At 52.8% G+C, this 25,852-nt stretch carries 21 protein-coding genes and 1 tRNA gene; 18 read left to right on the top strand and 4 right to left on the bottom strand.

Annotated features, from left to right (window positions below):
* Window positions 1-274 precede the first annotated feature (274 nt).
* From NGM66_RS12500 to NGM66_RS12480, 5 genes are all read left to right on the top strand, one after another.
* Window positions 275-3,412: a leucine-rich repeat domain-containing protein gene (locus NGM66_RS12500; RefSeq protein ID WP_208910677.1), complete on the top strand. Its 3,138-nt coding sequence runs from the start codon at window positions 275-277 to the stop codon at window positions 3,410-3,412.
* A gap of 181 nt (window positions 3,413-3,593) precedes the next feature.
* A complete protein-coding gene (locus tag NGM66_RS12495; RefSeq protein ID WP_208910675.1) occupies window positions 3,594-5,552 on the top strand; it encodes a S9 family peptidase in 1,959 nt (652 codons plus the stop codon).
* Window positions 5,549-6,352 (top strand): pyrroline-5-carboxylate reductase, encoded by an 804-nt coding sequence (gene proC, locus NGM66_RS12490; protein ID WP_208910672.1) that lies wholly within the window; start codon window positions 5,549-5,551, stop codon window positions 6,350-6,352. Before NGM66_RS12495 ends, proC begins: the two co-directional genes overlap by 4 nt.
* 528 nt (window positions 6,353-6,880) lie before the next feature.
* Window positions 6,881-8,023: an N-acetylglucosamine-6-phosphate deacetylase gene (nagA, locus tag NGM66_RS12485; protein WP_208910671.1), complete on the top strand. Its 1,143-nt coding sequence runs from the start codon at window positions 6,881-6,883 to the stop codon at window positions 8,021-8,023.
* Window positions 8,024-8,060: 37 nt separating this feature from the next.
* Entirely contained in the window at window positions 8,061-8,762 is a 702-nt protein-coding gene (locus NGM66_RS12480) for a GntR family transcriptional regulator (protein WP_125577605.1), read from the top strand.
* A 415-nt stretch (window positions 8,763-9,177) separates the two neighbouring features.
* Here NGM66_RS12480 and NGM66_RS12475 read toward each other — a convergent pair whose 3' ends face one another.
* Window positions 9,178-9,912 (bottom strand): WecB/TagA/CpsF family glycosyltransferase, encoded by a 735-nt coding sequence (locus tag NGM66_RS12475; protein WP_208910667.1) that lies wholly within the window; start codon window positions 9,910-9,912, stop codon window positions 9,178-9,180.
* Between the two features lie 160 nt (window positions 9,913-10,072).
* Between NGM66_RS12475 and NGM66_RS12470 the strand changes: the two genes are divergently transcribed.
* From NGM66_RS12470 to NGM66_RS12440, 7 genes are all read left to right on the top strand, one after another.
* The gene (locus NGM66_RS12470) at window positions 10,073-11,539 is read left to right on the top strand and encodes a nicotinate phosphoribosyltransferase (RefSeq protein ID WP_208910664.1); all 1,467 of its coding nucleotides are present in this window, start codon (window positions 10,073-10,075) and stop codon (window positions 11,537-11,539) included.
* A gap of 27 nt (window positions 11,540-11,566) precedes the next feature.
* A complete protein-coding gene (gene nadE / locus NGM66_RS12465; protein WP_208910662.1) occupies window positions 11,567-12,397 on the top strand; it encodes an NAD(+) synthase in 831 nt (276 codons plus the stop codon).
* Between the two features lie 20 nt (window positions 12,398-12,417).
* The gene (locus tag NGM66_RS12460; RefSeq protein WP_208910660.1) at window positions 12,418-12,867 is read left to right on the top strand and encodes a hypothetical protein; all 450 of its coding nucleotides are present in this window, start codon (window positions 12,418-12,420) and stop codon (window positions 12,865-12,867) included.
* Window positions 12,868-13,603: 736 nt separating this feature from the next.
* A complete protein-coding gene (locus NGM66_RS12455) occupies window positions 13,604-15,799 on the top strand; it encodes a Tex family protein (RefSeq protein WP_208910658.1) in 2,196 nt (731 codons plus the stop codon).
* The gene (locus tag NGM66_RS12450) at window positions 15,792-16,274 is read left to right on the top strand and encodes a SprT family protein (RefSeq protein ID WP_208910656.1); all 483 of its coding nucleotides are present in this window, start codon (window positions 15,792-15,794) and stop codon (window positions 16,272-16,274) included. The genes NGM66_RS12455 and NGM66_RS12450 overlap by 8 nt, the downstream gene beginning before the upstream one ends.
* 12 nt (window positions 16,275-16,286) lie before the next feature.
* Window positions 16,287-17,168, top strand: coding sequence for a homoserine kinase (gene thrB / locus NGM66_RS12445; protein WP_208910653.1), 882 nt, complete (start codon window positions 16,287-16,289; stop codon window positions 17,166-17,168).
* Between the two features lie 79 nt (window positions 17,169-17,247).
* Window positions 17,248-17,332: transfer RNA gene (locus tag NGM66_RS12440), tRNA-Leu, on the top strand.
* Between the two features lie 140 nt (window positions 17,333-17,472).
* Here NGM66_RS12440 and NGM66_RS12435 read toward each other — a convergent pair.
* Entirely contained in the window at window positions 17,473-17,919 is a 447-nt protein-coding gene (locus tag NGM66_RS12435) for a type II toxin-antitoxin system HicB family antitoxin (RefSeq protein ID WP_208910649.1), read from the bottom strand.
* Window positions 17,920-18,321: 402 nt separating this feature from the next.
* Between NGM66_RS12435 and NGM66_RS12430 the strand changes: the two genes are divergently transcribed.
* From NGM66_RS12430 to NGM66_RS12405, 6 genes are all read left to right on the top strand, one after another.
* The gene (locus NGM66_RS12430) at window positions 18,322-19,770 is read left to right on the top strand and encodes an MATE family efflux transporter (RefSeq protein WP_258115752.1); all 1,449 of its coding nucleotides are present in this window, start codon (window positions 18,322-18,324) and stop codon (window positions 19,768-19,770) included.
* A gap of 81 nt (window positions 19,771-19,851) precedes the next feature.
* The gene (locus tag NGM66_RS12425; RefSeq protein ID WP_208910648.1) at window positions 19,852-20,463 is read left to right on the top strand and encodes an HAD family hydrolase; all 612 of its coding nucleotides are present in this window, start codon (window positions 19,852-19,854) and stop codon (window positions 20,461-20,463) included.
* A 119-nt stretch (window positions 20,464-20,582) separates the two neighbouring features.
* Window positions 20,583-21,002 (top strand): PTS sugar transporter subunit IIA, encoded by a 420-nt coding sequence (locus tag NGM66_RS12420; protein WP_208910645.1) that lies wholly within the window; start codon window positions 20,583-20,585, stop codon window positions 21,000-21,002.
* Window positions 20,999-21,502: a PTS sugar transporter subunit IIB gene (locus tag NGM66_RS12415; RefSeq protein ID WP_208910643.1), complete on the top strand. Its 504-nt coding sequence runs from the start codon at window positions 20,999-21,001 to the stop codon at window positions 21,500-21,502. Before NGM66_RS12420 ends, NGM66_RS12415 begins: the two co-directional genes overlap by 4 nt.
* 45 nt (window positions 21,503-21,547) lie before the next feature.
* Window positions 21,548-22,378, top strand: a complete 831-nt coding sequence (locus tag NGM66_RS12410) for a mannose/fructose/sorbose family PTS transporter subunit IIC (RefSeq protein ID WP_258115751.1) — start codon at window positions 21,548-21,550, stop codon at window positions 22,376-22,378.
* Window positions 22,379-22,390: 12 nt separating this feature from the next.
* Window positions 22,391-23,218 carry a PTS system mannose/fructose/sorbose family transporter subunit IID gene (locus tag NGM66_RS12405; RefSeq protein WP_208910641.1) on the top strand — a complete coding sequence of 276 codons (828 nt, stop codon included), beginning with the start codon at window positions 22,391-22,393 and terminating at the stop codon, window positions 23,216-23,218.
* A gap of 192 nt (window positions 23,219-23,410) precedes the next feature.
* On the opposite strand, the gene NGM66_RS12400 is transcribed toward NGM66_RS12405, so the two are convergent.
* Together NGM66_RS12400 and NGM66_RS12395 are read right to left on the bottom strand one after the other, a co-directional pair.
* Entirely contained in the window at window positions 23,411-24,400 is a 990-nt protein-coding gene (locus NGM66_RS12400) for an IS30 family transposase (RefSeq protein ID WP_004561985.1), read from the bottom strand.
* A gap of 179 nt (window positions 24,401-24,579) precedes the next feature.
* A complete protein-coding gene (locus NGM66_RS12395) occupies window positions 24,580-25,710 on the bottom strand; it encodes a GGDEF domain-containing protein (RefSeq protein WP_208910639.1) in 1,131 nt (376 codons plus the stop codon).
* Window positions 25,711-25,852 lie beyond the last annotated feature (142 nt).

The following is a 25,852-nucleotide window of genomic DNA, read 5'->3' as shown; positions in this document are numbered from 1 at the left end:
GTTTTATCACAAGATAAGAAAAAACTTTTTTGTACCACATATAGACTTAACTGTTACCTAAGAAAGTAATAGAAACTTGGTTGTGCCCAACATAACTGCTAAACGACAACCAATCTAGCGATAAGTGAATGTGTAATGCAGGCCAATGGAATTTAATTATAGCGGTGATAGTTCTCTCCCTTTGTATTTTTCTAAGACTAGTATTTTAGTTAGGGTATGATAACATGAAAATTATAGTAAATTGATCATTAACAGTGAAGGGACGAGTTGAGTCATGCGTAGCAACGATGGGAGACAAAGAGATGGCCAAAAACGCGTCCAACGTAAATGGTTTTACGCGGGATTGACTGTCGCTGCGTTGAGTACCGGATTGGCAGTGAGTGAACCGACCGCTTGGGCGGCCACCCCCGCGGTATCCGAGCAAGTCAACGACGGGGAGAACACTAGTGCAGCTGAAGGGTCGCAGGCGACTGATAACCAGGCGGGCTCACCTGAAGAGGGGGCAGCCGATGATCAGAATTCCGCGGGTGACCCAGCCGAGACACCTGACGCCCCAGTAGATGCGGATGATACCGACGACGCAGATCAGGCCAATGGGGATGACACTGAAGCGGCCCCGGCAGCCGCAGCGACGCCTGAGAAAACCGCGCCAGCAGCCGACGTCGCTGCACCACAGCAACCGGCAGATGCCAAGACACCTAAACGGCCGACGGTTTCAGCAGATGATTTTTCCTATGCCGCGAACGCTGACGGCACGCTGACCGTGACCGGGTATACCGGCGCAACGCAGCGTCAGCCAGACGGGTCCGCTCCAGCGGATGGCTATGCCACGGAAATTGTGATTCCGGATGCTTATCAAGGTAAGGATATCTCGACAGTCGGCCAAAATGCCTTTAGCGGGACGGCGTTACAAGCAGCGGGGTTGCCCAAATTAACCAAGATTACGATCGGCAAGAATGTGCACTTGATCGAAGCAGATGCCTTCGCTGACAACATGTTAACGGCCGTGACCTTTTCTGGTAACTGGGTGTACATTCACGATGAGGCGTTTAAAAATAATCAGCTGGCGGATATCGATCTAACCGGCGTCGTTCAGATTTGGCGAGCAGCGTTTAGCAACAATCCGCTGTCAAAATTGACGTTACCGGAGACGGTTGAACTGATTGGTGACGAGGCCTTTGCCAATTGCCAGATTGGGCAGTTGCATTTGGATGATAAATTGGTGTCGGTCGGGACGGCAGCCTTTGCGAATAACGCGATTCAAGGCGCGCTGACGATTCCGGATAACTTAACCAGTATCGGTGATCAGGCTTTTAGTGGTAATCAGCTGACGGGGGTGACCTTGGGCCGACAAGTGGAAACGATTGGGACAGCGGCTTTTGCTGATAATCAGCTCCAAGGGCCACTGGTGATTCCGGATGAAGTCACCGGTATTGGGGAGCGCGCTTTTGATGGCAATCAGTTAACCGCGCTCACCTTAGGCCAACGGGTTGAGACCATTGGTAAGCAAGCCTTTCAGGGCAATCCGTTAGCCGGTCAGCTGACCATTCCTGCTAGTGTTCAAGATATTGGGGATTTAGCGTTCGTTGGTGCGCATTTGACTGGTTTAGTCTTTGCTGACCAAGCCAAGCTCAACCGGGTTGGCATCCAAGCCTTTGCCAGCAATCAATTGACGACGCTGGTATTGCCAGATAGTGTGACCAACATTGAGACGGGCGCCTTCAGTCATAACCAATTAGCGGGGGACTTAACGTTGCCACAAATGCTGGCGAACTTAGGTGATGCGGCTTTTTCTGACAATCAACTCGGACACGTGATTTTGAATGACTGGTTGGAAAAGATTGGCACAGCGGCGTTTGAGAATAATCATCTGACTGGTGACGTGATAATGCCAGTGGCGCTGATCAGTCTGGGAGAAAGGGCGTTTGAGAATAATCAGCTGGGTCACGTCACGTTGAATGATCGGCTGGAGACAATTGGGACATCGGCGTTCGCAAATAATCAACTGACTGGTGACGTGATAATGCCAGTGGCACTAACCGACCTGGGCGATAGAGCTTTCGTGAATAATCAGCTGAGTCATGTTACGTTGAATGATCGGCTGGAAAAGATTGGGACATCGGCGTTTGAGAATAATCATCTGACTGGTGACGTGATAATGCCAGTGGCACTGACCGACTTGGGTGATAGGGCCTTCATGAACAATCAACTCGGACGCGTGATTTTGAATGATCAGCTGGAGACAATCGGGACAGCGGCGTTTGAGAATAATCAGCTATCTGGTGATGTGGTATTGCCAGATAGCCTCACCAATATGGGCGAAGGGGCCTTTCGGAATAACCAGCTGACCTATTTGAAAATTGGTAGTGGGCTAAAGTTGATTGAACATACAGCGTTCGAAAATAATCAGCTAGTGTATGTAACGCTACCAGAAACGATTACACAGGTGGGCGAGTCGGCATTTGCCCATAACCAATTGAATTTCATTAAAATTATGAACGACCACATTATCCTGAGACAAGAAGCCTTTGCTTACAATAACTTGCAGAGCTTGGATGCCGAAAATAAACCCTGGACGAATGACCAGAATGCCTTCAGTCATCAAGAGAGTTTGCAAATTGCGGTCAAGCAGCGAACGGCAACCACCGTGTCCGGGGTGCGGACAACACTAACAGGGTGGCTGGCCATTAACGGCGACGCGCTGCGGAAGTTGACCTTCTTGTACCAAGGCCAGCTGCTAGCCTACGATGAGGCCAGCGACACGCTGACCTTGCCAGCTGGTCTGCCAACCGATCAATCAGCGAAACTGACAGTCGTTTTCACTTCTAACGGTGAATTCACTGGCCAATTTGGGATTGATCAGCTGACGATCATGCTGCCACCCCTGGCAAGTGAACCGGATGACCAGCCGTCTAAAGAGACGGAGCCATTACCCGGTAAAGAGACGGAGCCGCTCCCCGAGGAAATCCCGACCGTACCGACACCGACGCAACCGTCAACGGATACCCAGACCGGGGATGAAGCGCCAGCGGTAGTTCCCGTGCCAAGTGTCAACTGGTCACATGACCCGTATACTGGGGAGCGCATGGCTAATCAAATCGTGGATCAGTTCAAGCGGCACCGCAATCCAACGCCAGTCGCCACCGTACGGCAGGCTGCTCAGGACGAGTGGACCTGGTCGACCGTTCAGCCAACCGTGCGTCGGTCACTGGTAACGGCAGACACGCAGCCAATCCAACCTGAACACGGCCGTTCGGTTCGCACCGGCCAAGTCGGCGCCAAGGTCAATACTAATCCGGCACCAACTCTGCCACAAACCAACGGCACGACGACACCGTGGCAAGCCGTTGGTCTGGCTCTACTTGCCGGTCTCGGCTGGCTAAGCGGAGGCTTGCACCGACGTCATGAATAGGAACAAATCGACAGACTGACCCTAGTGCCGGTCTGTTTTTCTTTGCTTTTTGGACCAATCGATGAGGGTGACGAGCCAAACACCACGAAAAAATTGACAATCCCGCGGAACTTCGCTAAAGTCAAATTAATAATTGCTCCAGACCATTTGTGGATTTGTCAAAGAAAGTGGGGGTCTTATCATGGCAACGATTGTGCAACCGGAAGACCTGTTTGCCTTGCGACCACTGGCACAACCAGTCAGTGATGGCCAACGGGTGTATTACGTGGAGAGTCAACTAGACCAGCAGGAAAATGCCAGTCAAGCGGCCATTTACAGCGTCCAACTGGCTGACGGCAGTGACCGGCGGCGGTGGAGTCCGGCCGGCATTACCGTCAGTGAGCTGGCGTTGAGCCCCAGTCGGCGGTATTTGGCCTTTACTGGGACCGTGGCGGACCACAGCCAATTGTTTTTGGTTCCGTTAAGCGGCGGCGCACCTGAACAGATTACCCGTGGGGATGCCGACATCAGTCAGCTGATCTGGGAAGCTGACGCTGACGTCCTTTACTTTCAGACCACGACGGGCGCGGCCAAACCCACCAAGCTCCCAAGCGTGCGGGTGGTCGACAAATTACAATACAAACAAAACGGCCAGGGCCTATTGCCTCAAGGCCTCACGTATCAATGTATTCGCTACCAGTGTGCCAGCCGGGACCAATCCGTGGTGTTAGAACGGCAGCATCCCTTTACCGTGACGGCGGCCAACCCAGACGGCTTATTATTTGATGCCAAACGCTTGCCGGACGACGAGCATGATTTTAGCACTGGCGAGTACTGGCATCCCTTTGATGGCACCGCTGAGCGCCTGTTAAACGCGCAACTGGCAGCCGGGTCCTTTGGTCAGGGCCAGTTGGCGGCGGATGGCCATCGCGTCTTGATGTGGGGCCAGGACAATCACATCCCTAACGTGTCGCAGTTCCACGCCTGGCTCAGCGACTTGCGGACGGACACCCTAACGGATCTGACCGCGCCCCGCGACGTCGAGGTCGGCGATATGCTGGCGGTCGACAGCCAACAGCGCCAGTCCGGCCAATTTGTCGCCTGGCTAGATGACCAGACTTTTGTGACCTTGGAAAATGCCCACGGGCGCCTCAGCCTGGTCAGTCAACAGCTCGCAGATAACGCGCAGCCCCAGACCTTGCTGGGTGGCGACCGGGCCATCACCGACTTCAGTGTGGTGGATGCCAACACCATCGTCTTCACCGAGACCACCATGACCAGCGTGAGCCGTTTAAAGGCCCTTAACGTGGCCACAGGTGATGAGTGGGGACTGGTGAACCCCAATGCCACCTATGAGGCTAGACATGCACTGGTGGCCGGACAACGCTTTACATTTAAGGGTGCGGCCGACTGGGAGATTGAAGGCTGGTATTTCCCACCGGTCACCCCAGCACCTCGGCATCCGGCGGTTCTGTACGTACATGGTGGCCCCCAGGTCGACTTTGGCTACGGCTTCTATCACGAGCTACAGTTCTTGGCCGGCCAGGGCTACGGCGTCATCACCATCAACCCGCGCGGCGGTAACAGTTATGGCCAGGACTTTGAAACGGCCGTCATTGGCCATTACGGCGAAGGCGACTTCGAAGACCTGATGCTCGGCGTCGACGCGGCGCTCAAGCTTGACCCGACGATTAATTCCGCCCAACTTTGCGTGACTGGCGGGTCGTACGGCGGGTTCATGACCAACTGGATCGAAACGCACACGGATCGGTTCGCAGCCGCCGTGACGCAACGGTCGATCGCCAATTGGATCAGCTTTTATGGCACCAGTGACATCGGCTATTTCTTCACGCCGTGGGAGTTGAAACAAGACATGCGCGACATCGATCGGCTATGGCATTTCTCGCCGTTGGCCTACGTTCGCCAAGCCAAGACACCAATCCTGGTCTTGCACGGCGAAGAGGATCTACGTTGTCCAACGACGCAGGGCGAAGAGTTCTTCGTGGGGTTGAAGGAAGCCGGCGTGGACACGCAACTGGTACTCTTTCCGAAGTCGAACCACGAATTGTCGCGCTCCGGGTTACCGAATTTAAGAATTGAACGTTTAAACCGCATCAACCAGTGGTTCAAGGACCACTTATCCAAGGAGGAAGCAAAATGAAGATTGGATTTATCGGCGTCGGTGGTATGGCTCAGGCCATTATCGGCGGCTTGCTGCAGGCCAAGACCTTTGCCCCAGCGGACATCGTGGTCCATAGCCACCGGCAAGAAAGCTACGGTCCCTATGCCGCGGCGCACGGGTTGACCCCGGTTGCCAGTAACGCCGACGTGGTGACGGCCAGTGACCTCGTGGTGCTAGCCGTGACGCCCAACGTGGCTGTCGACGTCTTGCAAGAAGTTGAACCGCAACTGGCCGACGGTGACAAGGTCCTGATCTCCATCGTGGCTGGGCTGAGCTTGGAACAACTGGCAAACGTGGCGGGCGAAAACGTCCCGATTTTACGGACGCTGCCCAACGTCAATGTCGAGGTCGGGGCGGGGATGACCGCCGTGGCCGCCAATGACCAACTGACCGGGGATAATCTGACTGCTGCGCTGCGGGTCTTCAACACGATTGGCTCGACGACCGCGCTGGCCGAAGACCAATTTGGCGTGTTCAGCGCGCTGGCGGGAAGTTCACCGGCCTACATCGACTTCTTCATCGACAGCCTCAGTCGCGCTGGGGTCAAGCACGGCCTTAGTAAGGACCAGGCGACGCAGATTGCGGCCCAGGCAACGTTAGGGTCAGCTAAAATGGTCCTGGCCAGCGACAAGATTCCGTTTGCCCTGATCGACCAAGTGGCGTCTCCCGGTGGCAGTACCGTGGCGGGGTTGCTGGCGATGGAAGAGGCTGGCTTCATGACGGCCGTGGTCAAGGGCATCGACGCGACCATCAAACGCGATGCGGGTGGTCCGGCGTAGAATTAATTGTAGCGGGGGCTGGCCGCCTTACCGTTCGCCAAATTTGGACCGTGACGCTGTGGGAAGGACCGGTCGAAGCCAAAGGGCGGTCTTCAACCTCGCTTCGAGCCGAAAGTCGCGTCTCGAAGACGCCAGTTTCCAAGCAGACCACTTGCAAACGCCCACGACTGAGTCCAAATTTAGCTCACTCACGGCTACGTGGTAGGTTGTCCACTAATGTGGATGTACGTTGCCATTTCAGCGATTTCTCTGCTAATTTTGTGGGTAATCATCGACGTAATCGGAGGAGGTCAGAGATGTAGGTTGCTGTGACAACGGTGTTAGCTGAGCTTTTTTTCTCAGCTTACAGCGTGTTCCCCATAGCTACCGGAATCTCTGACAGCCGCAGGTGGTGGCGTGGACTGATTTAATGTTCACAATCCCGCAAGAAAAAATAAAAAATTACCAGTCGCGTGAGTTGCCTTTTTGGTCTATACCGATTATAATAACAGTGTTGACTGAAGGTTATAATTGATGAGGAGGAGACTCATGAGTATTGTTTTAAAACACGCGAAGATTTACACCGGTGATGCGGTCATTCCCGATGGGTTTATTCGTTTCGACCAAGAGATTGAAGCGGTCGGCCCCGTTGCTGATTTCCGGCCATTGCCTGCCGATGAGATTCACGTGGTGACTGGCAAGACGATTGTTCCCGGATTTATTGACGTGCATAGCCATGGGGGCTATGGATATGATAGTATGGATGGGGACCCTGACCAAATTGATAAGATGGTTAATCTCATGTCGTTAGAAGGCATTACCTCGATTTTCCCGACCACGATGACGCAGTCCAATGACGCCATCGACCACGCCATGCAAGGGATTGCGGTGGCTGCCGAACGGAATCCGTTGATTCAAGGCGTTCATTTGGAAGGGCCATTCATCGCGGCCATCTTCAAGGGTGCACAGCCGGAGAAGTACATCAAGGATCCCGACGTTGACCTATTGGACCGGTGGAACCAGTTGTCTGGCAACCGGGTCAAATTGATTACCTACGCGCCAGAAGACGCCGGGGCCAAGCAGTTTGAAGCCTATTGTTTAGCTAACGGCATCGTGCCATCTGTCGGTCACTCCAACGCCACGCGAGAACAATTACTGGAAAGTCGCGCAACGCACGTGACCCACTTGTACAATGCACAACGGGGGTTGCGGCACCGTGAACCCGGTGTGACGGGCCACGCAATGTTGGAAGACAATCTATTTTGTGAATTAATTTGCGATGGGTTCCACATCGTGCCGGACATGATCAAGTTGGCCTACGAACAAAAGGGTCAACACCGGCTAGAATTAGTCACCGATTCCATGCGTGCCAAGGGGATGCCCGAGGGCGTTAGTGAATTGGGTGGCCAAAAGGTCATCGTCAAGGACCGGCAAGCTCGCTTGGAAAGCGGCAACTTAGCGGGTTCCGTCTTACGGTTCGACGAGGCCTTCCGCAACGTCATCGCCTTTACCGGCTGTGACGTCAACGACGCCGTGCAAATGAGCGCTGTCAACCAAGCCGAGGAATTTGGCCTGACCCAAAAGGGCAAGTTACTTCCCGGCCGCGACGCCGATTTAAACTTGTTAACACGTGATCTCCACGTGGACACGACCTATAGTTTGGGCCGCAACATGCAGGAGCTCATCAAATAAACCAATTGTAGATATTTGAGAAGGGACGTTGGGTGCTGTGAGTTCACCGATTTATATTCAAATTCATAATGACATTAAACGTGCAATTGAAGCCGGAAAATGGGCGGTTGGCGATCGAATTCCGTCTGAACGAGAGTTGTCTCGTGATTTTGATGTGAGTCGGATGACGCTTCGCCAGGCCATTCAAACGCTGGTCGACGAAGGCATCTTGGAGCGCCAAGTGGGTTCTGGGACCTACGTCGCCAACCAAAAGGTCCAGGAAAAAATGTCTGGGGTCACTAGTTTTACTGATTTAATGTTGACCCAAGGCAAGCAGCCGACCAGCAAGACGATTTCGTATCACGTCATGAATCCGTCTTTGAGCGAGGCTGAAAAGCTAAAGCTCAATGAGGACGACCAGGTGTTACGGATGGAACGGATTCGCTACGGCGATGACGTGCCGATCTGTTTTGAAGTGGCCACGGTACCCGAAAAGCTGGTGGACGGCCTGAATAAAAAGGAAGTCACCAGTTCACTGTACCGAGCATTGGAGGACAAGAAGCAACTGAACCCGGGCAAGGCCCAACAAACGGTTTCGGCCATGTCAGCGTCGGAACGCATCGCCGAATACCTGAACATCAAGCGCGGCGACGCCATCTTGCGGCTGCGCCAGGTGACGTATTTGCAAGACGGCACGCCGTTTGAATATGTGCGGACCCAGTACGTGGGCGAGCGGTTTGAATTTTATTTGGAAAAGTAAATATGAGGGGCTGGACGGTGGTTCGGCTCCTTTTTTGGCAAGTTGCCCTGGTGAAATCAAGTCATCTGGCTGCAGTGAAAATTTGCCGGAGCGCAGCCTATGCTGAGGGTGCTTGCCATGTGAAGATTATTCGAAAACAAAAAAGCCAGCGCCAAGTCACGCTAGCCTAGATGAAATATTAATTGTGCTGGTAAACCTGCCACTGATAACACCGCAGTAGCCGAGAGTTCGCCAAATATGGGTTCAGCCGTGGGAGTTCCCTTAGCGGTATGTTTCAGGCCGCTTAGGGAACTGGCGCCTTTGAGACGCGACCTTCGGCTCAAAGCGAGGCCGAGACCGCTTCTCAGGCTCGGCCCGGTCCGCCCACCGCGTTCCAACCCATATTTGGCGGACGGTAGGCGGTCAAACGCCGACGTTACCGCTGGTGCTTGGCCTGCTGCCGCACGAGATGCAGGTAGTGGGGAATGACCGCGATGCGTTTCAGCCGCTTGGGGTCCGTCACTGTCCGGTAGAACCATTCCAAATGGTGGTCTTGCCAGAACTTGGGGGCGCGGACGACCGCACCAGCTAGCACGTCGAAGCTACCACCGACGCCCATCCACAAGCCCTTGGTCACGTGACGGTAGCGGTGAATGAATTGTTCTTGCTTGGGAAAGCCTAGCGCGGCAAACACCATGTCGGGTTGCTTGGCCTGAATGTCGGCCACGATGGGCGCTTCATCCTGGAAGTAGCCGTCGTGAATGCCGGCGATGACCAACCCGGGATAGTCGCGGGCCAAAATGGGTTTCAGCTGGGCAATCACTTCTGGCTTGGCACCGAGAAAGTAAGCCGAGCGATGCTGGTCACTGCCCCAGGCCAACAGCGCCTGTAAGGTATCGAACCCGGTGATGCGTTCGGGCAAGGGCTGTTTGAGAATCTTCGCCCCATCCAAGATACCGACCCCATCCGGTGTGATGAAGTCGGCGCCCAACAGGAGGTCGCGGTACTCAGCGTGTTCATGCGCGTACATGACGATCTCCGGATTGGCGGTCACCACGAAGGTGTTTTGATGGTCGGTGATCCGTTGTTGTAAGACAGGCAATAAGGCTGCTGCCGTGGTTTTGACGAAGGGTAAGTCAAGCACGGTGACGGTCGGAAATGTGGTTTGCATAGGGGGACTCCTCTCAAGATTGGCACGAGAACGAATTAAGCCCCCGGTGCCGCATTAAATTGTATGACGCTCTGTTTGTTTCATGCTAAAATAAAGCTATTGAAATTAAATTTAAGACCATTAAATCCGGCTCAAAAACCAGCTAAGGGAGTAGCTCATTATGACGAATTTGTATCCTGACGACAGTATGACTCTGCACACGGATGCCTACCAGATCAATATGATTCAAACTTACTTCGAACAAGGAATCGCGGACAAACACGCGGTCTTTGAAGTCTTTTTCCGGGAAATGCCGTTTAAAAACGGTTACGCGGTCTTCGCTGGTTTGGAACACATTGTTCATTATATCCAAAATCTGCATTTTTCCCAAACGGATATTGATTACTTACGAGAAGCTGAAGATTATTCCGAAGACTTTTTAAACTACTTGGCGAATTTCAAATTCCGCGGGTCGATTCGCTCGGCCGTGGAAGGCGAGTTGGTCTACGCGCACGAACCACTGTTACAGGTGGAGGGACCGCTGGCTGACTGCCAATTGGTGGAAACGGCCATCTTGAACATCATCAATTACCAAACCTTGATTGCCACCAAGGCCGCGCGGATTCGTTCCGTGGCCGGGGATGACGCATTGATGGAATTCGGAACGCGGCGTGCGCAGGAGTTTGACGCGGCTATCTGGGGCACCCGGGCAGCCTTTATCGGCGGTTTTGACGCGACGTCTAACGTCCGGGCCGGTAAGATCTTCGGTATCCCCATCAGTGGGACCCACGCCCACGCCTTGGTCCAAACCTATGGCAACGACTACGACGCCTTCATGGCCTATGCCAAGACGCACCATGATTGTGTGTTCTTAGTCGACACCTACGATACGCTGCGGAGCGGGGTGCCGAACGCCATCAAGGTGGCCCAAGAACTCGGCGACCAGATCAATTTCCAAGGGGTCCGCATCGACTCTGGCGATATGGCCTATCTATCCAAACGGGTACGGCAAAAGCTAGACGAGGCTGGTTTCCCGAACGCTAAAATTTACGCATCCAATGACCTGGATGAAAAGACGATTCAAAGTCTCAAGATGCAAGACGCCAAGATCGACGTTTGGGGCATTGGGACCAAGCTGATCACGGCCTTTGACCAACCCGCTCTGGGAGCTGTCTACAAGATGGTTGCCATTGAAGACAATCAGGGTAAGATGAAGGGCACCATCAAACTGTCCAACAACGCCGAGAAGGTGACGACGCCTGGCAAGAAACAAGTTTGGCGCATCACCAAGAAGGCGGACGGTAAGACGGAAGGGGATTACGTGGCCTTGATCGATGAGGATCCGCGCAATGAGGACTCACTGTTCATGTTCCACCCCAGCTACACCTACATCAACAAGACCGTCAACGACTTCAATGCCCGGCCCATCTTACAAAACATTTTTGATCAAGGTGAGTTGGTCTACAAATTACCAACGCTGTCGGCCGTGCGTGACCGGTGTCGCGGTGCCTTAGCGAACCTGTGGCCAGAATACAAACGGGACTTGAACCCGCAAAAGTATCCCGTCGATTTATCACAGGATTGCTGGGACCACAAGATGGCCATCATCAAGGATATTCACACGTACGTTCAGACGATGCCAGAATAGCATCGCCCAAATCTAGGGGGCAGTATTATGCGTGCTATGCAAAAAGAAATTATTGAAGCGTTGAAGGTCCAACCGTCAATCGATCCGGCAACGGAGGTACGGCGGAGCGTGGACTTCTTAAAGGCGTATCTCAAGCACTATGATTTCATGAAAACGTTGGTCCTGGGCATTTCCGGCGGTCAGGATTCGACGTTGACCGGATTACTGTGCGAACAAGCCGTCACGGAATTGCGCCAGGAAACGGGCGACAACGACTACCGCTTCATTGCGGTGCGCCTGCCATACGGTGAGCAAGCCGATGAAGATGACGCCATGATGGCCATCGACTTCATGAACGCGGATGAAGTGGAACGGGTCAACATTCAGCCGGCCACGGATGCCACGGTGGCGGCAGTGGCGGCCAACCACGAGACTGTGAGTGACTTTAACAAGGGCAACATCAAGGCCCGTCAGCGGATGATCGCCCAGTACGCGATTGCCGGGGCACGCAACGGGGCCGTCGTGGGAACCGACCACGCGGCCGAAGCGGTCACGGGTTTCTACACGAAGTACGGGGATGGTGCCTCGGACATTTGCCCAATCTGGCGGCTGAACAAGCGCCAAGGTGCGGCCATGCTCCGCTACCTGGGCGCGCCGGAACACCTGTATCAAAAGGTGCCTACGGCTGATTTGGAAGAAGACCGGCCAGCACTGCCCGATGAAGCGGCCTTGGGCGTTCGCTATCAAGATATTGATGACTACCTGGAAGGCAAGCCGGTGGCTACGGCCGCGGCGGAACGCATCGAGGGCTGGTACCGCAAGACCGCGCACAAGCGTCATTTGCCAGTGAACGTCTACGATACGTTCTGGCAGGATTAATTTACGGAGGCGGAGTACCTATGGCAAGAAACAATTTACAGAAGAATAATATGAATGGCTACATCCAAGTGCTCTCTGGGGTCTTGAAGACCACCGAAGACGGCGCGGAACAAATGAATGCCGACTTTGAAAAGATGCGTGGCGCTATCGACAACGACACGGTCAGTGACCTGTCGCAAGTTGATCTGCAAAAGGTGGCTGACAATTTCCAACGGGGCACGGACAGCTACGAAGACAATCTAAACAAGCTCCAACAGGCCAACGTACCGGTGCGTGTGCTGGGTAAGCACAAGTCACTGGTCGCCGCTTACCGGACCTACACGCAGGCATGCCAAGCCATGACCGACAGCATCGACGTGGAGCACCAAGCCGTCGACAACGCCGCTTTTGACGAAGCCGAAAAGACGCAAGAAAATGCCATGGAAAAGGTCACGGCCGCTACCCAGCGGATCATGACCAGCCCAATGTAGACAACTCTGGTGGGGACTGGCCGCCTTACCGTGGCACGAAATCTAGGCTGGAACGCTGGGGGAGGACGGTCCGAGCCGAAGTGCGGTCTCGGACCTTGATTTGAGCCAGAAAATCACTGTCTCAAATACACCAATTTAGCAGCACAAGTCGCTACTAAATTCCCCGGCTGAGCCTAGATTTCGTACCACTCACGGCTGACATTGGCGATTGGTCAGCAACAGTTGATTGAATCTGCAAGTTGGTGGCACACTACGGGTGATAGTCCAAGTTTGGAAAGAATCGCCGTCGAGTCCAAGGAGGCCGAAGCAACAAGTCACTCGGGCAACACGAACGTGATTGGACGGCTGGACAGTAAACTACGTTAGAATTGATTACAGCTATCGTAGCCGAGAGTTCGTTAAATATGGGTTCAGCCGTGGGAGTTTCCTAAGCGGCACGGTTCGTGCTGATTAGGAAACTGGCGTCTTTGAGACGCGACCTTCGGCTCAAAGGCGAGGTGTCGAGACCGATCTTTGGCTCGACCCGTCCGCCCACCGCGTCCCGGCCCATATTTAGCGAACGGTAGGCGGGCAGGTTGCACTATGTGATTTTGGGTTTAGTGACTAAGTCGTAAAATAACGGGGTCGCTTCACAACTTGTGGGGTGACCTTTTTGTTTGGGCGCAAACGGACGGAGAGACCCGCTGGCATGGTATAATGCAGGTATATCGTTTAGAAAAAGTAACGGAGGGGTTGCATGGCAACGAAACAAACAGAAACGGCGCTTAGTGAGCTCGCCAAGCCGGTGCAGCAACAATTGACGCAGTACCGGGTGCAGCAGATTCAAGCCGTGCTGTCCCTATTAGACGAAGGCAACACGGTGCCATTCATTGCCCGGTATCGGAAGGAACGGACGGGGTCTTTGGATGAAGTCGCCATTCGTGATATCGAAGATGAGGCGCGCCGGCTGATGAAATTAAATCAACGGCGCCAAGAAGTTTTGAAGATTATTGATGAGCAGGGTAAATTAACCCCGGCGTTGCGGCAAAATTTGGCCCATGCCACGGTGCTCCAACAGGTCGAGGACTTGTATTTGCCTTACAAACAAAAACGACGGACCAAGGCGACCGTTGCCCGAGAAGCGGGGTTAACGCCGCTAACGCAATGGCTGCTGAGCTTTCCAGCCACGGGATTGGATGCCAAGGCGCAACAGTTTGTCGACCCGGCTAAGGATTTGCCGGACCTCGCGGCAGTTTGGGCCGGCGTTCACGAGATCCTTGCGGAGACGTTTAGCGAGCAGGCGGCGTTTCGGGAATGGATTCGGCAGTACACCTGGCAACATGGTGAGCTGACCAGCAAACGCAAACGTGGGGCGGCCGACGATGATGAGCAACAAGTTTACGCCACATACTACGATTTTAGTCAGTCACTCAAGCAGATTCCGCCTTACCGGGTGTTGGCTATCAACCGGGGCGAGCGCGAGAAAGTTCTGTCGGTCGGTGTTACCGTTGATCCGGCGTCCATTTTGCAGTATGGACATTTCCGATTAGTCGGGCAACACCACGGCCCAGCGGTGGTCAAGGTGACGGCGGCATTTGCGGATGCCTACAAGCGCTTCTTGGGTCCAGCCATTGCGCGGGAACTGCGCCGACAACTGACGGAAAAAGCCGATGAACACGCCATTCAGGTGTTCGGCAACAATCTGTACCACCTGTTGATGCAGGCACCGCTGAAGGGCAAGGTCGTGATGGGTTTTGACCCGGCGTACCGGACGGGGTGCAAGTTAGCCATCATGGATGCTAACGGCCGTTTCCTGGCCAAGCAGGTCATTTACCCGCATAAGCCGGCGAAGGCCAAAGACCGGGCAGCCGCGGGGCCGGCGTTTAAGCAATTGCTGGAGAAATATCACGTTGAAATGATTGCGATTGGCAACGGGACCGCTAGCCGGGAATCCGAGGAGTTTGTCAGCAACATTTTGAAGACGCTGGATCACCCAGTCTATTACGTCCTGGTCAATGAAGCCGGGGCGTCGGTCTATTCCGCCAGCGCCAATGCCCGTGCCGAGTTCGCCGACTTTCACGTTGAGGAACGGTCGGCCGTGAGCATTGGGCGGCGTCTTCAAGATCCGCTGGCCGAGCTGATCAAGATCGACCCTAAAGCGGTTGGTGTGGGGCAGTACCAGCATGATGTGCCCGAAAAGGCGTTGGATGCCCAACTGGACCGGGTCGTGGAGACGGCGGTCAACCAGGTGGGGGTCAACGTCAACACGGCTAGTCCGGAGTTACTGACGCACATTTCTGGCCTAACGGCAACGACAGCGCAAAACATCGTGGCCTACCGCAATGAAAATGGTGCGTTTGCCGCGCGGCAGGAGTTGAAGAAGGTGCCGCGCCTGGGACCCAAGGCGTATCAGCAGGCCGTGGGCTTCCTCCGTATCATCGGTGGTCGCGAACCGCTAGACAATACGGATATTCATCCGGAAAGCTATACGGCGGCCCATCAGCTTTTGACGCAACTGGCACCGGACGGGCAGATTGGTACGCCCAAGCTCCAGCAACAGTTGGCCCAGTTGAATCAGGCACAATGGGCGGAACAGTTGGGGATTGGCGCGGCAACGTTGGCCGACATCATTGCTGGCTTGGGCAAGCCCGGTCGTGATTTGCGCGACAGCATGCCAGCCCCCTTGCTGCGGCAAGACGTCTTGACCATGGCAGACCTGAAACCAGGGATGGAGTTACAAGGTACCGTCCGCAACGTGGTCGACTTTGGGGCTTTCGTGGACATTGGCGTCAAGCAAGACGGCCTGGTCCACATTTCTCAGCTGGCTGACCACTACGTTAGTGACCCCAGCACGGTCGTCACGATTGGCGATGTCGTGACGGTTTGGGTCCTGAGCGTCGACGAGAATCGTCACCGAATTCAATTAACAATGCGAGCTGAGCAACATGACTAATCAAGAGTTACAGCGGCTGGTCGAGCGCATTTCGCTGGAAAGTTTTGGCAAACCGTTTCGCCACCACGCCATGTTTAACGCCCGCTTGAGAACGACGGGCGGCCGCTACCGGTTGCGTGATCACAACTTGGAAATCAATCCAAAAATGTACACGGAACACGATGCGGCTGTGTTGATTGGCGTCATCAAACATGAACTGTGTCATTATCATTTGAACTTGGCGGGCCAGTCCGGGCAGCACCGCACGGCGGCCTTCAAGCAATTGCTACAGCAGGTGGGTGGCTTGCGTTTCGCCCCAGCACCGCCGAACGCCCAACCGCGTCCGCGACGTTGGCAGCTTTACGTGTGCGCCCGGTGCCAGCAGAAATATTATCGCGCGCGCCGCATCGACGTCACCAAGATGGTCTGCGGTCGGTGTCACGGGCGGCTCCAATGGCAAAAAACGGTGATTGCGGTCACCCGGCCGCAAGCATAGGAGGTTGATAGGATGGGTAAAACAATTATTCGGGTTCCCGCAACGGCGGCGAACTTAGGCCCCGGCATTGATTCAATCGGGGCGGCATTGCATCTGTATTTAACGGTGATTATTGAAGAAAAAACGGAAAAATGGCGGGTCAACCACGCGCTGGGCACGGAGATTCCCCGTGACGAAAATAACCTGATGGTCCAAACGGCGTTGAAGGTCAACCCGGATTTGCCGGCACACCAATTGACGGTGATGTCAGATATCCCGGTATCCCGAGGCTTGGGCAGTTCGACCAGCGCCATTATCGCTGGAATCAAGATTGCTAACGAATTGGGCGAAATGGATTTGACCATCCCCGAACAGTTAAATTGGGCGGTCAAACTCGGTGGTGCCGTGGACAACGTGGCGCCTGCCTTGATGGGCCAAGCCGCAGTGGCCGCCACCGATGGCGACACGGCCAAGGCTATCAAGCTACCATTACCCGACTTGCGAGTCTTGGTCTTCATCCCTGGTCAAAAGCTCCTCGCCCGCAAGAGTCGCGAAGCACTGCCCAAGGATTTACCGTTAGCCACGGCGGTCCACGCCAGCAGTGTGGCCAACGTCTTGGTGGCAGCGCTGCTGACTAAGGATTGGGAATTGGCTTCAAAGATGATTGAGCGCGACGAGTTCCATGAACAGGCCCGTTCACAACTGGTACCTGAACTGAACCAGATTCGCGACGTAGCCCACGAGTTGGGCATCACCGGCACATACCTGAGTGGGGCGGGGCCAACCGTCGTCACCTTTGGCACGGCGGCGCAGCTAACGCTATTGCGTGCCAAGCTGGAAAAACGCGACTTGGCTGGTAGCCTGCGCATCATCGACCTCGATCCGGACGGCGCGACCGTCCTCACCGATGCATAAAGAAAACTTTTTTGAATTAACTTGCAAAAAATATTGTCAGGTGCGGAATCATTTGGTATACTATTTCTTGTGAGTTAATGCGGCCATGGCGGAATTGGCAGACGCGCAAGATTAAGGATCTTGTCCGGGTAATCCGGGTGGAAGTTCGAATCTTCTTGGCCGCATCAGAGGTTTACGGAAAGTCTTGACCATTTTGGTTGAGGCTTTTTTGTTAGTCGGGAAAGTAAAAGCCCCTCCCTAGTCATTTGTTCAGATGATTAGGGAGGGCACAATTCTTTTAAGGCGCTATTATTTAGAAGAATGCCTATTCAATGAATTTCTTTGCAGCAATTGCATCAGTCAAAGTTTCTGAAAAATTTAAATTCATATCTTTACCTAATGTATCAGCCCAGCGGGGAATCGTTAGCGTTTTCTTAATCAGTTTTTGATTGTCTAGGTAATTGGAAACGTTGACGGTAACCATAGATATGAATGATTTTTCTTTGTCGTAGACTAGATCAAAGTCATGATCATCTTTGAAAGGGTCATCGCCGTCTAAAGAGAGACGGTTTATATTTGATGGATTTGGAATAGCAAGACCATCTTCAAGGTTTCCGGCAAGTGTCACGCCTAGCCAATCAGAAGCCATATACATTGCATCTGAAATATCGGTGCCTAGTGTACTGGAGTTCTTGAAATCTGGGAAGTAAATTGAATATTTTGTATCTACAGAATCGTCATAGTAAAAAAGTGCAGGATAAGTTACTAACATCGTTAATCCTCCTCGTATGATATAAGCCAAAGAAGCTGATTATAATGGCCTAGTTTCTTTTTTTCTATGTTGCATCCGGGTTACTCGTGCTGATAATGTTTATTTGAAAGTAGTTGCGAGTTATTCAGAAAAAATTGAAATTACACTGTTCTCGGAAAAAACGGGTGGGGGATGGCAAAGACCATCTAGCCTGAAACATGACAAACAGATAACATTTTCACCACGCAATCGTTTTCATTGAAAATGGGTCTTCAAAAATCCTTAAGAGAAGCGTAAGATTGGAAATTAAATCGACGACTACTGGCATTTGCAAACAAAATTGGTGACAAGCACCAGTGAACGCGTTATAGTTGTTATCTTGTGTCATTTTGAGTGACCAAAAATTCTGAAGGAGGTCGGCATATGAGCGACTTAACCAAGGGCAATTCCCTGAAACTTATTTTCTTTTTCACGATTCCATTATTGATTGGTAATTTATTCCAGCAATTATATAACGTCTCTGATACAGTGGTCGTGGGGCAAACCCTTGGTGTTAAAGCGCTGGCCGCGGTCGGGGCTACTGGCTCGATCAACTTCTTAATCATTGGATTTGCACAGGGACTGACCGCGGGGCTGGCCATTATTACGGCCACACGCTTTGGCGCCCGCGACTACAAGGGTGTGCGGCGGTCATTTGCGGCGAGCATCATTATCTCTATTTTAATGACGATCGTCCTGACGGTCCTGTCACTAACCTTTGTCGATCCTATCTTAAAGTTAATGCAAACGCCCGCTTCAATCTTTGCGAACGCACGTATCTTCATCAGTACCATCTTTGCCGGGATTTTTGCGTCGATGGCCTTTAACCTGTTATCTAACATCATTCGGGCACTGGGTGATTCTCGGACGCCGCTAATCTTCCTGGTGATTGGGACCGTCGTGAACGTGATTTTAGAATTATTATTCATTTTGGTCTTCCACATGGGAGTTGCCGGTGCCGGGTGGGCAACGGTGATTTCTCAAGTTGTGGCCTCACTGTTGTGTGTGGGCTACATTGTTCGTTCCATCCCGCTGCTGCATATTTCGCGGGAAGATTTTAAATTCGGTTTCGACGAGCTGTGGCAACATTTCTCCACGGGGATGCCCATGGGCTTTCAGCTGTCCATCATCGCGATTGGGACGATGGTCATGCAGGCCGCTTTGAACTCCTTGGGGACGGACTCCGTGGCTGCTTCCACGGCGGCCTCCAAGGTCGACCAACTGTGTTCACTGCCGATGTCTTCCTTCGGGGTGACCATGGCAACCTTCGCGGCGCAGAACTTTGGTGCCGGTAAGTACGGTCGTATCATGGAAGGGGTCAAGAAGACCCTCTGGTTATCCGGGAGCTTCGCCGTCTTTGCGGGCGGGTTGGTCATTCTCCTCGGCAAGCCGATCGTCACACTGATCATCGGGACAGCCGACGAGCACGTGATCCAGTTATCTCAGACTTACTTCAACATTATTGGGAGCACCTACCTTTTGTTAAGTGTCCTATTTATCATTCGGAACACACTCCAAGGGTTGGGACGCCGGGTATTGCCGACCTTAGCCGGAGTGGGCGAGTTGACCATGCGGGTTTTCGCGGCCCTGTTCATGGTCGAAGCCTTAGGTTATGCGGGGGCCGTTTCGGCGGAACCGTTAGCCTGGTTGGGTTCTTGTGCTATCCTGATTCCTTCTTGGATTCGGGCGGTCAAGCAACTACGCAACCTGCAACGGGCTGAAGACGTGGCTGCGGGCAAAGATCCAGAAGCACTTGCAGCAGCTGATAATGACCTGGTACCGATTAATTCGGTTTCAGCGTCTCCAAAATTAGAGTCCGCTGGTAAAGCATGATAAACTAGGGTGTGGTCAGCGATGGCCGCACCTTTTTTCTTTGAAAATTGAAATGATTGAAAACTAAGGAGACCAGTCTACATGAAAAATTTTATCTTTGATATTGATGGGACCCTCTTAGACACCGAAGCCATGTACATGAAGTCCCTGCAAGCCGTTTTACATGACCGGGGAATCGACCGGGAGTACGCGGAGCTGGCCAAGACATTTGGCATTCCCAGTCGTGATGCCTTGATTCGGCTGAAATTGGCAGATGTTGATGGCATTTTAGCGGAGTGGGGGCCGCGGACGAAAGAATACCGGGATACCGTTGCCGTCTATGCGGGGGTCAAGCAAGCGTTGGCCGATTTACGGGCTGCGGGTGCGGGGTTGGCCATCATGACCTCCAAGCAACGGTATGAATACGACCGCGATGTGGTCAGTGCCGGACTCGACGGCTACTTTAGCCAAGCCGTTGTCGCTGAAGACATTGCGCATGGCAAGCCAGCGCCGGACGGCATTTTGCTGGCGATGAAACGGCTGGGCGCACAACCGGAAAATACCGTGTACGTGGGCGATACGGTGTATGACGCCGATGCCTCCGCCGCAGCGCATGTCACCTTTGGGTTCGCGGCGTGGAACGGCCGGACGCCAACTGATTTCAAGCCGGACGTAAGCTTCATCACGCCCAGCGCGATGCTGGAATTGCTGTAAGCTGCCAGCCGGACTCACCGTTTTTCGGGAGTGCTAGCTGGAACCGCTTTTTTATGCTATATTAAATGCAGACGCAATTTAGAGTTTAAAATTCGCGGAATTGATGAAGGGGTGGCAGAATGCTCGCCATAATCGTCACGAGCCACGGTGAATTTGCCCGTGGTATCTTACAGAGTGCCGAAATGATTTTCGGTAAAACAGCAAAAGTGATGGCTGTGACCTTAGCAGCCGATGAAAGTGTCGAAGACTTGGCGAATCATTATCAGGCCGCCATCGACGATATGCAACCCGTTACGGAGCTCCTATTCTTAGTGGACCTGTGGGGTGGCTCACCATTTAACGCTGCCAGCCGGGTCGTGGCCCAGCATCCCGACCGGTACGGTTTGGTAGCCGGGCTCAACTTACCGATGTTGATCGAAGCCCTGTCGATTCAGAGCCAGACGCTGGCCGAAGTGATTCCACACTTGGAACGGGCCGCGCAGGGTGGCATTCGGCATTTGGACTTGCATACGGATACGGGAGATGATGACTTACTATGACGATGACAATCAAATTGGCCAGAGTCGACAACCGGTTGTTACACGGCCAGATTGCGACGGTGTGGACGAAGACGGTCCAGCCTAATCGCATCTTGGTCGTCTCGGATGCCGTGGCCCAAGACCAATTGCGTAAGGTGCTGATTACCCAAGCCGCGCCGGCCGAAGCCAAGGCCAATGTAATTACGTTGGCCAAGATGGCTCAGATCTATCAAGACGCGCGCTTTGACGGGTTTCAACCTATTATTTTGACGGAAACGTTGGCAGAGATGGCGGCGTTGGCCGCGCAGGGTGTTGATTTGACCACGACCGGCGTTAACGTCGGCAATCTGGCGTATACCGCTGGCAAGGTCATGCTCACACCAAGCGTTGCGGCTGATGCCAATGACGTTGCGGCGGCCAAGCAACTCGAAGCGGCTGGCGTCGAAGTCTATGCCCAGACGGTACCAACAGATCGGAAACAAGCGTTTTTAAAGTTAGCAGCTAAAAAGGGTTTGTCGTAACACCTCACTCGGTGGTCACCCCCACCTGAGCGGGGTGTTTTTGCGGTGACTCATATTGATGAGAAAGGAAGTCAGCAACGGATGAGCATCTGGGGAATTTTAATCATTGCCTTTTTGGCAGGAATTGAGGGGGTCGTCGATGAGTGGGAATTCCACCAACCCATCGTGGCCTGTACCTTGGTCGGCCTGGCGACGGGCAATCTCGTGAGTGGCATCGCCCTGGGGGCCTCACTACAGCTGGTGACGCTGGGGTGGATGAACATCGGGGCGGCTGTGGCGCCTGATCCGGCCCTAGCAGCCGTTGTTGCCGCTTGGTGGGTCAGTGGCCCGGCGCACCTGCCCGTGGCCGCAGGTGTGATTCTAGCCATTCCTCTGGCCTTGATTGGGCAGGGCTTAACGCGGGGCTTACGGCACTTGATCATTCCGTTAGTGACCCAAGCTGATGTGGCGGCCGCGGCGGGAAACTTACATAAAATTGACTGGTTACACCGCAGTAGTGTGGTTTTGCAAGGCTTGCGAGTCATGATTCCCACGGCGGTCTTGATGGCTCTGCCAACGGCGTGGATTCAGCTGAGTTTTCAGGCGTTACCGGCGACGATTCGGGGTGGCCTACACGTGGCGGCCGGCCTGTTAGTCATCGTCAGCTTTGCCATCGTCATCAATATGATGGCGACACGGCAACTGTGGCCGTTTTTCTGCATTGGCTTTGCGTTGGGCACGGACAGTCACCTCAGCCTAGTGGCCCTGGGACTGATCGGCGTTGCACTAGCCATTTTGTATCTGCGCTTGCAAGCACCACACGATTCGCAGTCAGGAAACGGACCGACGCCACCGAGTGCCGAGGACGACTTAGACCGGGAATTAGATGATCTTTAGGAGGATGCGTTGATGACGACAAAAAATACGACACCGCGGCAATTGACGCTGACGGATCAGTTGTGGGTCTTTGGCCGGTCGGGTTGGGAACAGGCGGCGTGGAACTATCCGCGGTTACAAAATCTAGGTTTCTGTTACTTAATGATTCCGGCGATTCGGCGACTGTATCCGGACAAAACTGAGGCCGGACAAGCTGCCGAACGGCATTTGGCACTCTTCAATACCATGCCTTACATGCAGTCACTGATTACCGGGGTCACGTTATCGCTAGAAGAAGACCGGGCCAACGGTAAGCCCGTGTCGGCGGATGACATCGGTGCCGTCAAAGTGGGCATGATGGGCTCACTGGCGGGCGTGGCCGACCCCGTTTGGTGGGGCACGTGGCGGCCAATTCTCAGTGCGTTTGCGGCGAGTCTGGCGTTGAGCGGCTTTGGCATCGTCGGTCCGTTAGTCTTCTTTATTGGTTGGAACCTGGCGCGGCTGACCTTTCGCTGGTGTGCGCAGCGATGGGGGTATCGTCAGGGACTTAAGGTCGTAACTTTTCTTAGTAGCGGGGTGCTACAAAAGCTGACGTTAGGGGCTTCCATCGTGGGGATGTTTGTCATGGGGGCCATTATTCCGCGCTGGACGCGGGTCAAACTAGCCCCCATCGTGGCCACCAGCCACCACGCTGAACTGTCCCTACAGTCGCTGATGGATCAGTTGTTACCAGGACTGATTCCCTTACTGCTGACACTGGGCTGTGTCTGGTTACTGCGCCGGCACGTCAAGCCACTATGGCTGCTGCTCGGCGTCTTCATTCTAGGTTTAGTGGGCTACAGTTTCGGTATTTTACGTTAGGTGGGCGTTTCACAGGAAGCGACCGACTCAAGACGACGGTTGATAAAATGGCGAGGCGTTGCGCGTGTATTGGCGATTGTCCAAACAAATTCATGGTGCCACCACCCATCTTTTTTGGTAAGCCTACTTTACCATAACCGTCCGGGTAATTCACCATATTAATCTTATAATCTTTTTTATAAACTTGAATTGTCAAATTAAGTGCAACACTACATTAAAGAATATTTCATAAGGCGTTTTCCATCCGAGACATTTACGGGGACGATTATTCATTTGTTCTGCATATGCTTGTATCCGGCGGTCAGTAATTGAATCAAGGTCAGTTCCTTTTGGCAAATATTCGCGAAGCAAGCCGTTAGTATTTTCGTTAGTTCCTCGTTGCCAAGGAGAGTGAGGATCGGGAAAGTAGAAGGGCGTACCAAACTTATCAGTTAAACATTGAACTTTGGCAAACTCTTTACCCCTATCCGGGGTAATCGTTAACGATCTACCAGGCCATAGCTTCATTAAGTCGCTCAAAGTATCCGTGACTGCTTCTGAAGTTCTTTTAGCAGCTTTACCAATAAGCAGGTAACGAGATTTTCGGTCAACCAATGTAACGACACAAGCCTTTCCGCTTTTGCCTAACACGGTATCACCTTCCCAGTGACCAATTTCTACACGGTTGTCAGCTTCTCGCGGACGATCATGAATCTTGTTGGGGATTGGAATCTTGCCTCGCTTTTCTTGATAAGCTTTATTGTGGCGAGACTTGCCGTGATGCCTTAGATGGCGCACGGCACTAGAGCTGCCAGATTTAAACAAATTATCAAATAAGCCATTGAAAATCCCACGGTAAATAGTCGTGGTACTGATCTGCACCGGATACTTTTCGACTGCCAAGCGATTCGATATTTCCTCCGGAGACCAAAGGTCTTCGCAGAAGTGTTCTCTCACCACTTCAAACACCTGAGGATTACTCAAAAGAGAGACTCTGCCACAGTTGCCTTTGCGCTGTTTGTACTTCTCCTGAGCCTTCGAAGGTGAATAGGATTTACCAGTAGAATTACGGCTTAATTCTCGAGAAATGGTTGAGTAACTTTTCTTGATATGGCTGGCAATCTCACGAAGTGAGTTTCCATGATTCCTCATTAAAAAGATAGTTTCCCGTTCATCTATGGTAATATGCTTGTAGTGATCCATGGCTAAATTCCTTTCATGATTGTTTTCGCAAACATCATTTTACAGAAATTTGGCCATGGGCCATTCTTTATTTAATTAGTGTTGCACTTAAAGTGTAAATTCAAGAACGAAAAACGCTTGTCCCACCGCCAATCAGGCAGGGGACAAGCGTTTTTGGTATTCAGTTAAAAGCTATTGTTTTAGCCAAATGTGACCTGATCACGACCATTGCGTTTTGAGAAGTACAGGCTCTGGTCCGCGCGCCGGTAGACGTCGAGTTGGCCTTCGTCTGCCGTTTGTAACTGCGTGACGCCAACGGAAATGCTGACGTGGATGTTATTACCATTGTGTTGGAACTCAGCTTCACGAACACTGTCGGCAATTGCTTGGACGTGGACCTTGGCTTGGTCAGTCGTGTAATTGTTGAAGAGAATCGTGAACTCCTCGCCACCCGTCCGGTAGAGGTGTAGGTGGGGGTCGATTTCTTGTAGCTGCATACTGATCAGCGCAGCCGTGTGACTCAATACGTAGTCACCCGTCAAGTGACCATAGGTATCGTTGACCCGTTTGAAGTGGTCGATATCGAATAGCATCAAGGTCAATGGTTGTGCGGTGATCTTACTACGCTGGAACAGTTCACTGAAGTCATTTTTAAAGGAGAAATAGTTCTTGACCTTCGTTAATTCATCATAGTTAGTGGTATACGTCAGTTGCGCCAGGGTAGCCGCGCCACTCATCAGGGAATCCACGTAGACGTACATGATTGACAAAATAAAGAAGCTAAAGAGTAGTTCCCACAGGACTAGTGGGGTAGAGAGACTGAGTCGTCTACCCACGATGCCCCAGAGCAGGGTTGACCCCACCAGTGAAGCAACCGTATAGTCCAGGTAATCCACCCAACTGTGGTGACGGTGTTTGCGGACGATGTTCATCACGTAGAAGAGGCCGACCAGTACGATGGCGTACAGCCATGAGAGTAAGTAGGTAAAGGTCCCGTTGAGGCCCATGAACATGAGTACGGCGACAACCAATTCCCAGAGACGAACATTCAGTTGTAAGAAGTAACTGACGAAGACAATCGCAAATATTTGAAAGTTAATAAACACCCAGCTGTTAGTGGTCCCGTTGACGGCCAGCTGAACACCTAGGTTTAACAGCACCATGTAGACGACCCCCACGTTGGTGCGAATCTTGACAGTGTCTGCGTGGCGACCGCGTTTTTTGAGGAACCGAATGATTTGGTTAGTGAGAAACCAATAAAGGGTCAACACGCCCAGCAGGAAGAACAGGCTGGTGATTGCAGGAGTGACAAACCATTGAGACCAGGTCATTGCTAAACGCCTTCCCATCTATTGTATCAGCTAAAAGCCGACACTTTCTTACAGTATATGTTAACTCCTGAATTATTCATACCTTTCAAAAAAGTCGTCAGTTTTCATGTTTTTCAAAAACTGACGGCTTTTGATCTTGCTT

The organism is Levilactobacillus yiduensis (genome assembly GCF_024718525.1).
GTDB lineage: Bacteria > Bacillota > Bacilli > Lactobacillales > Lactobacillaceae > Levilactobacillus > Levilactobacillus yiduensis.
This window is presented reverse-complemented; position numbering and strand designations above follow the sequence as displayed.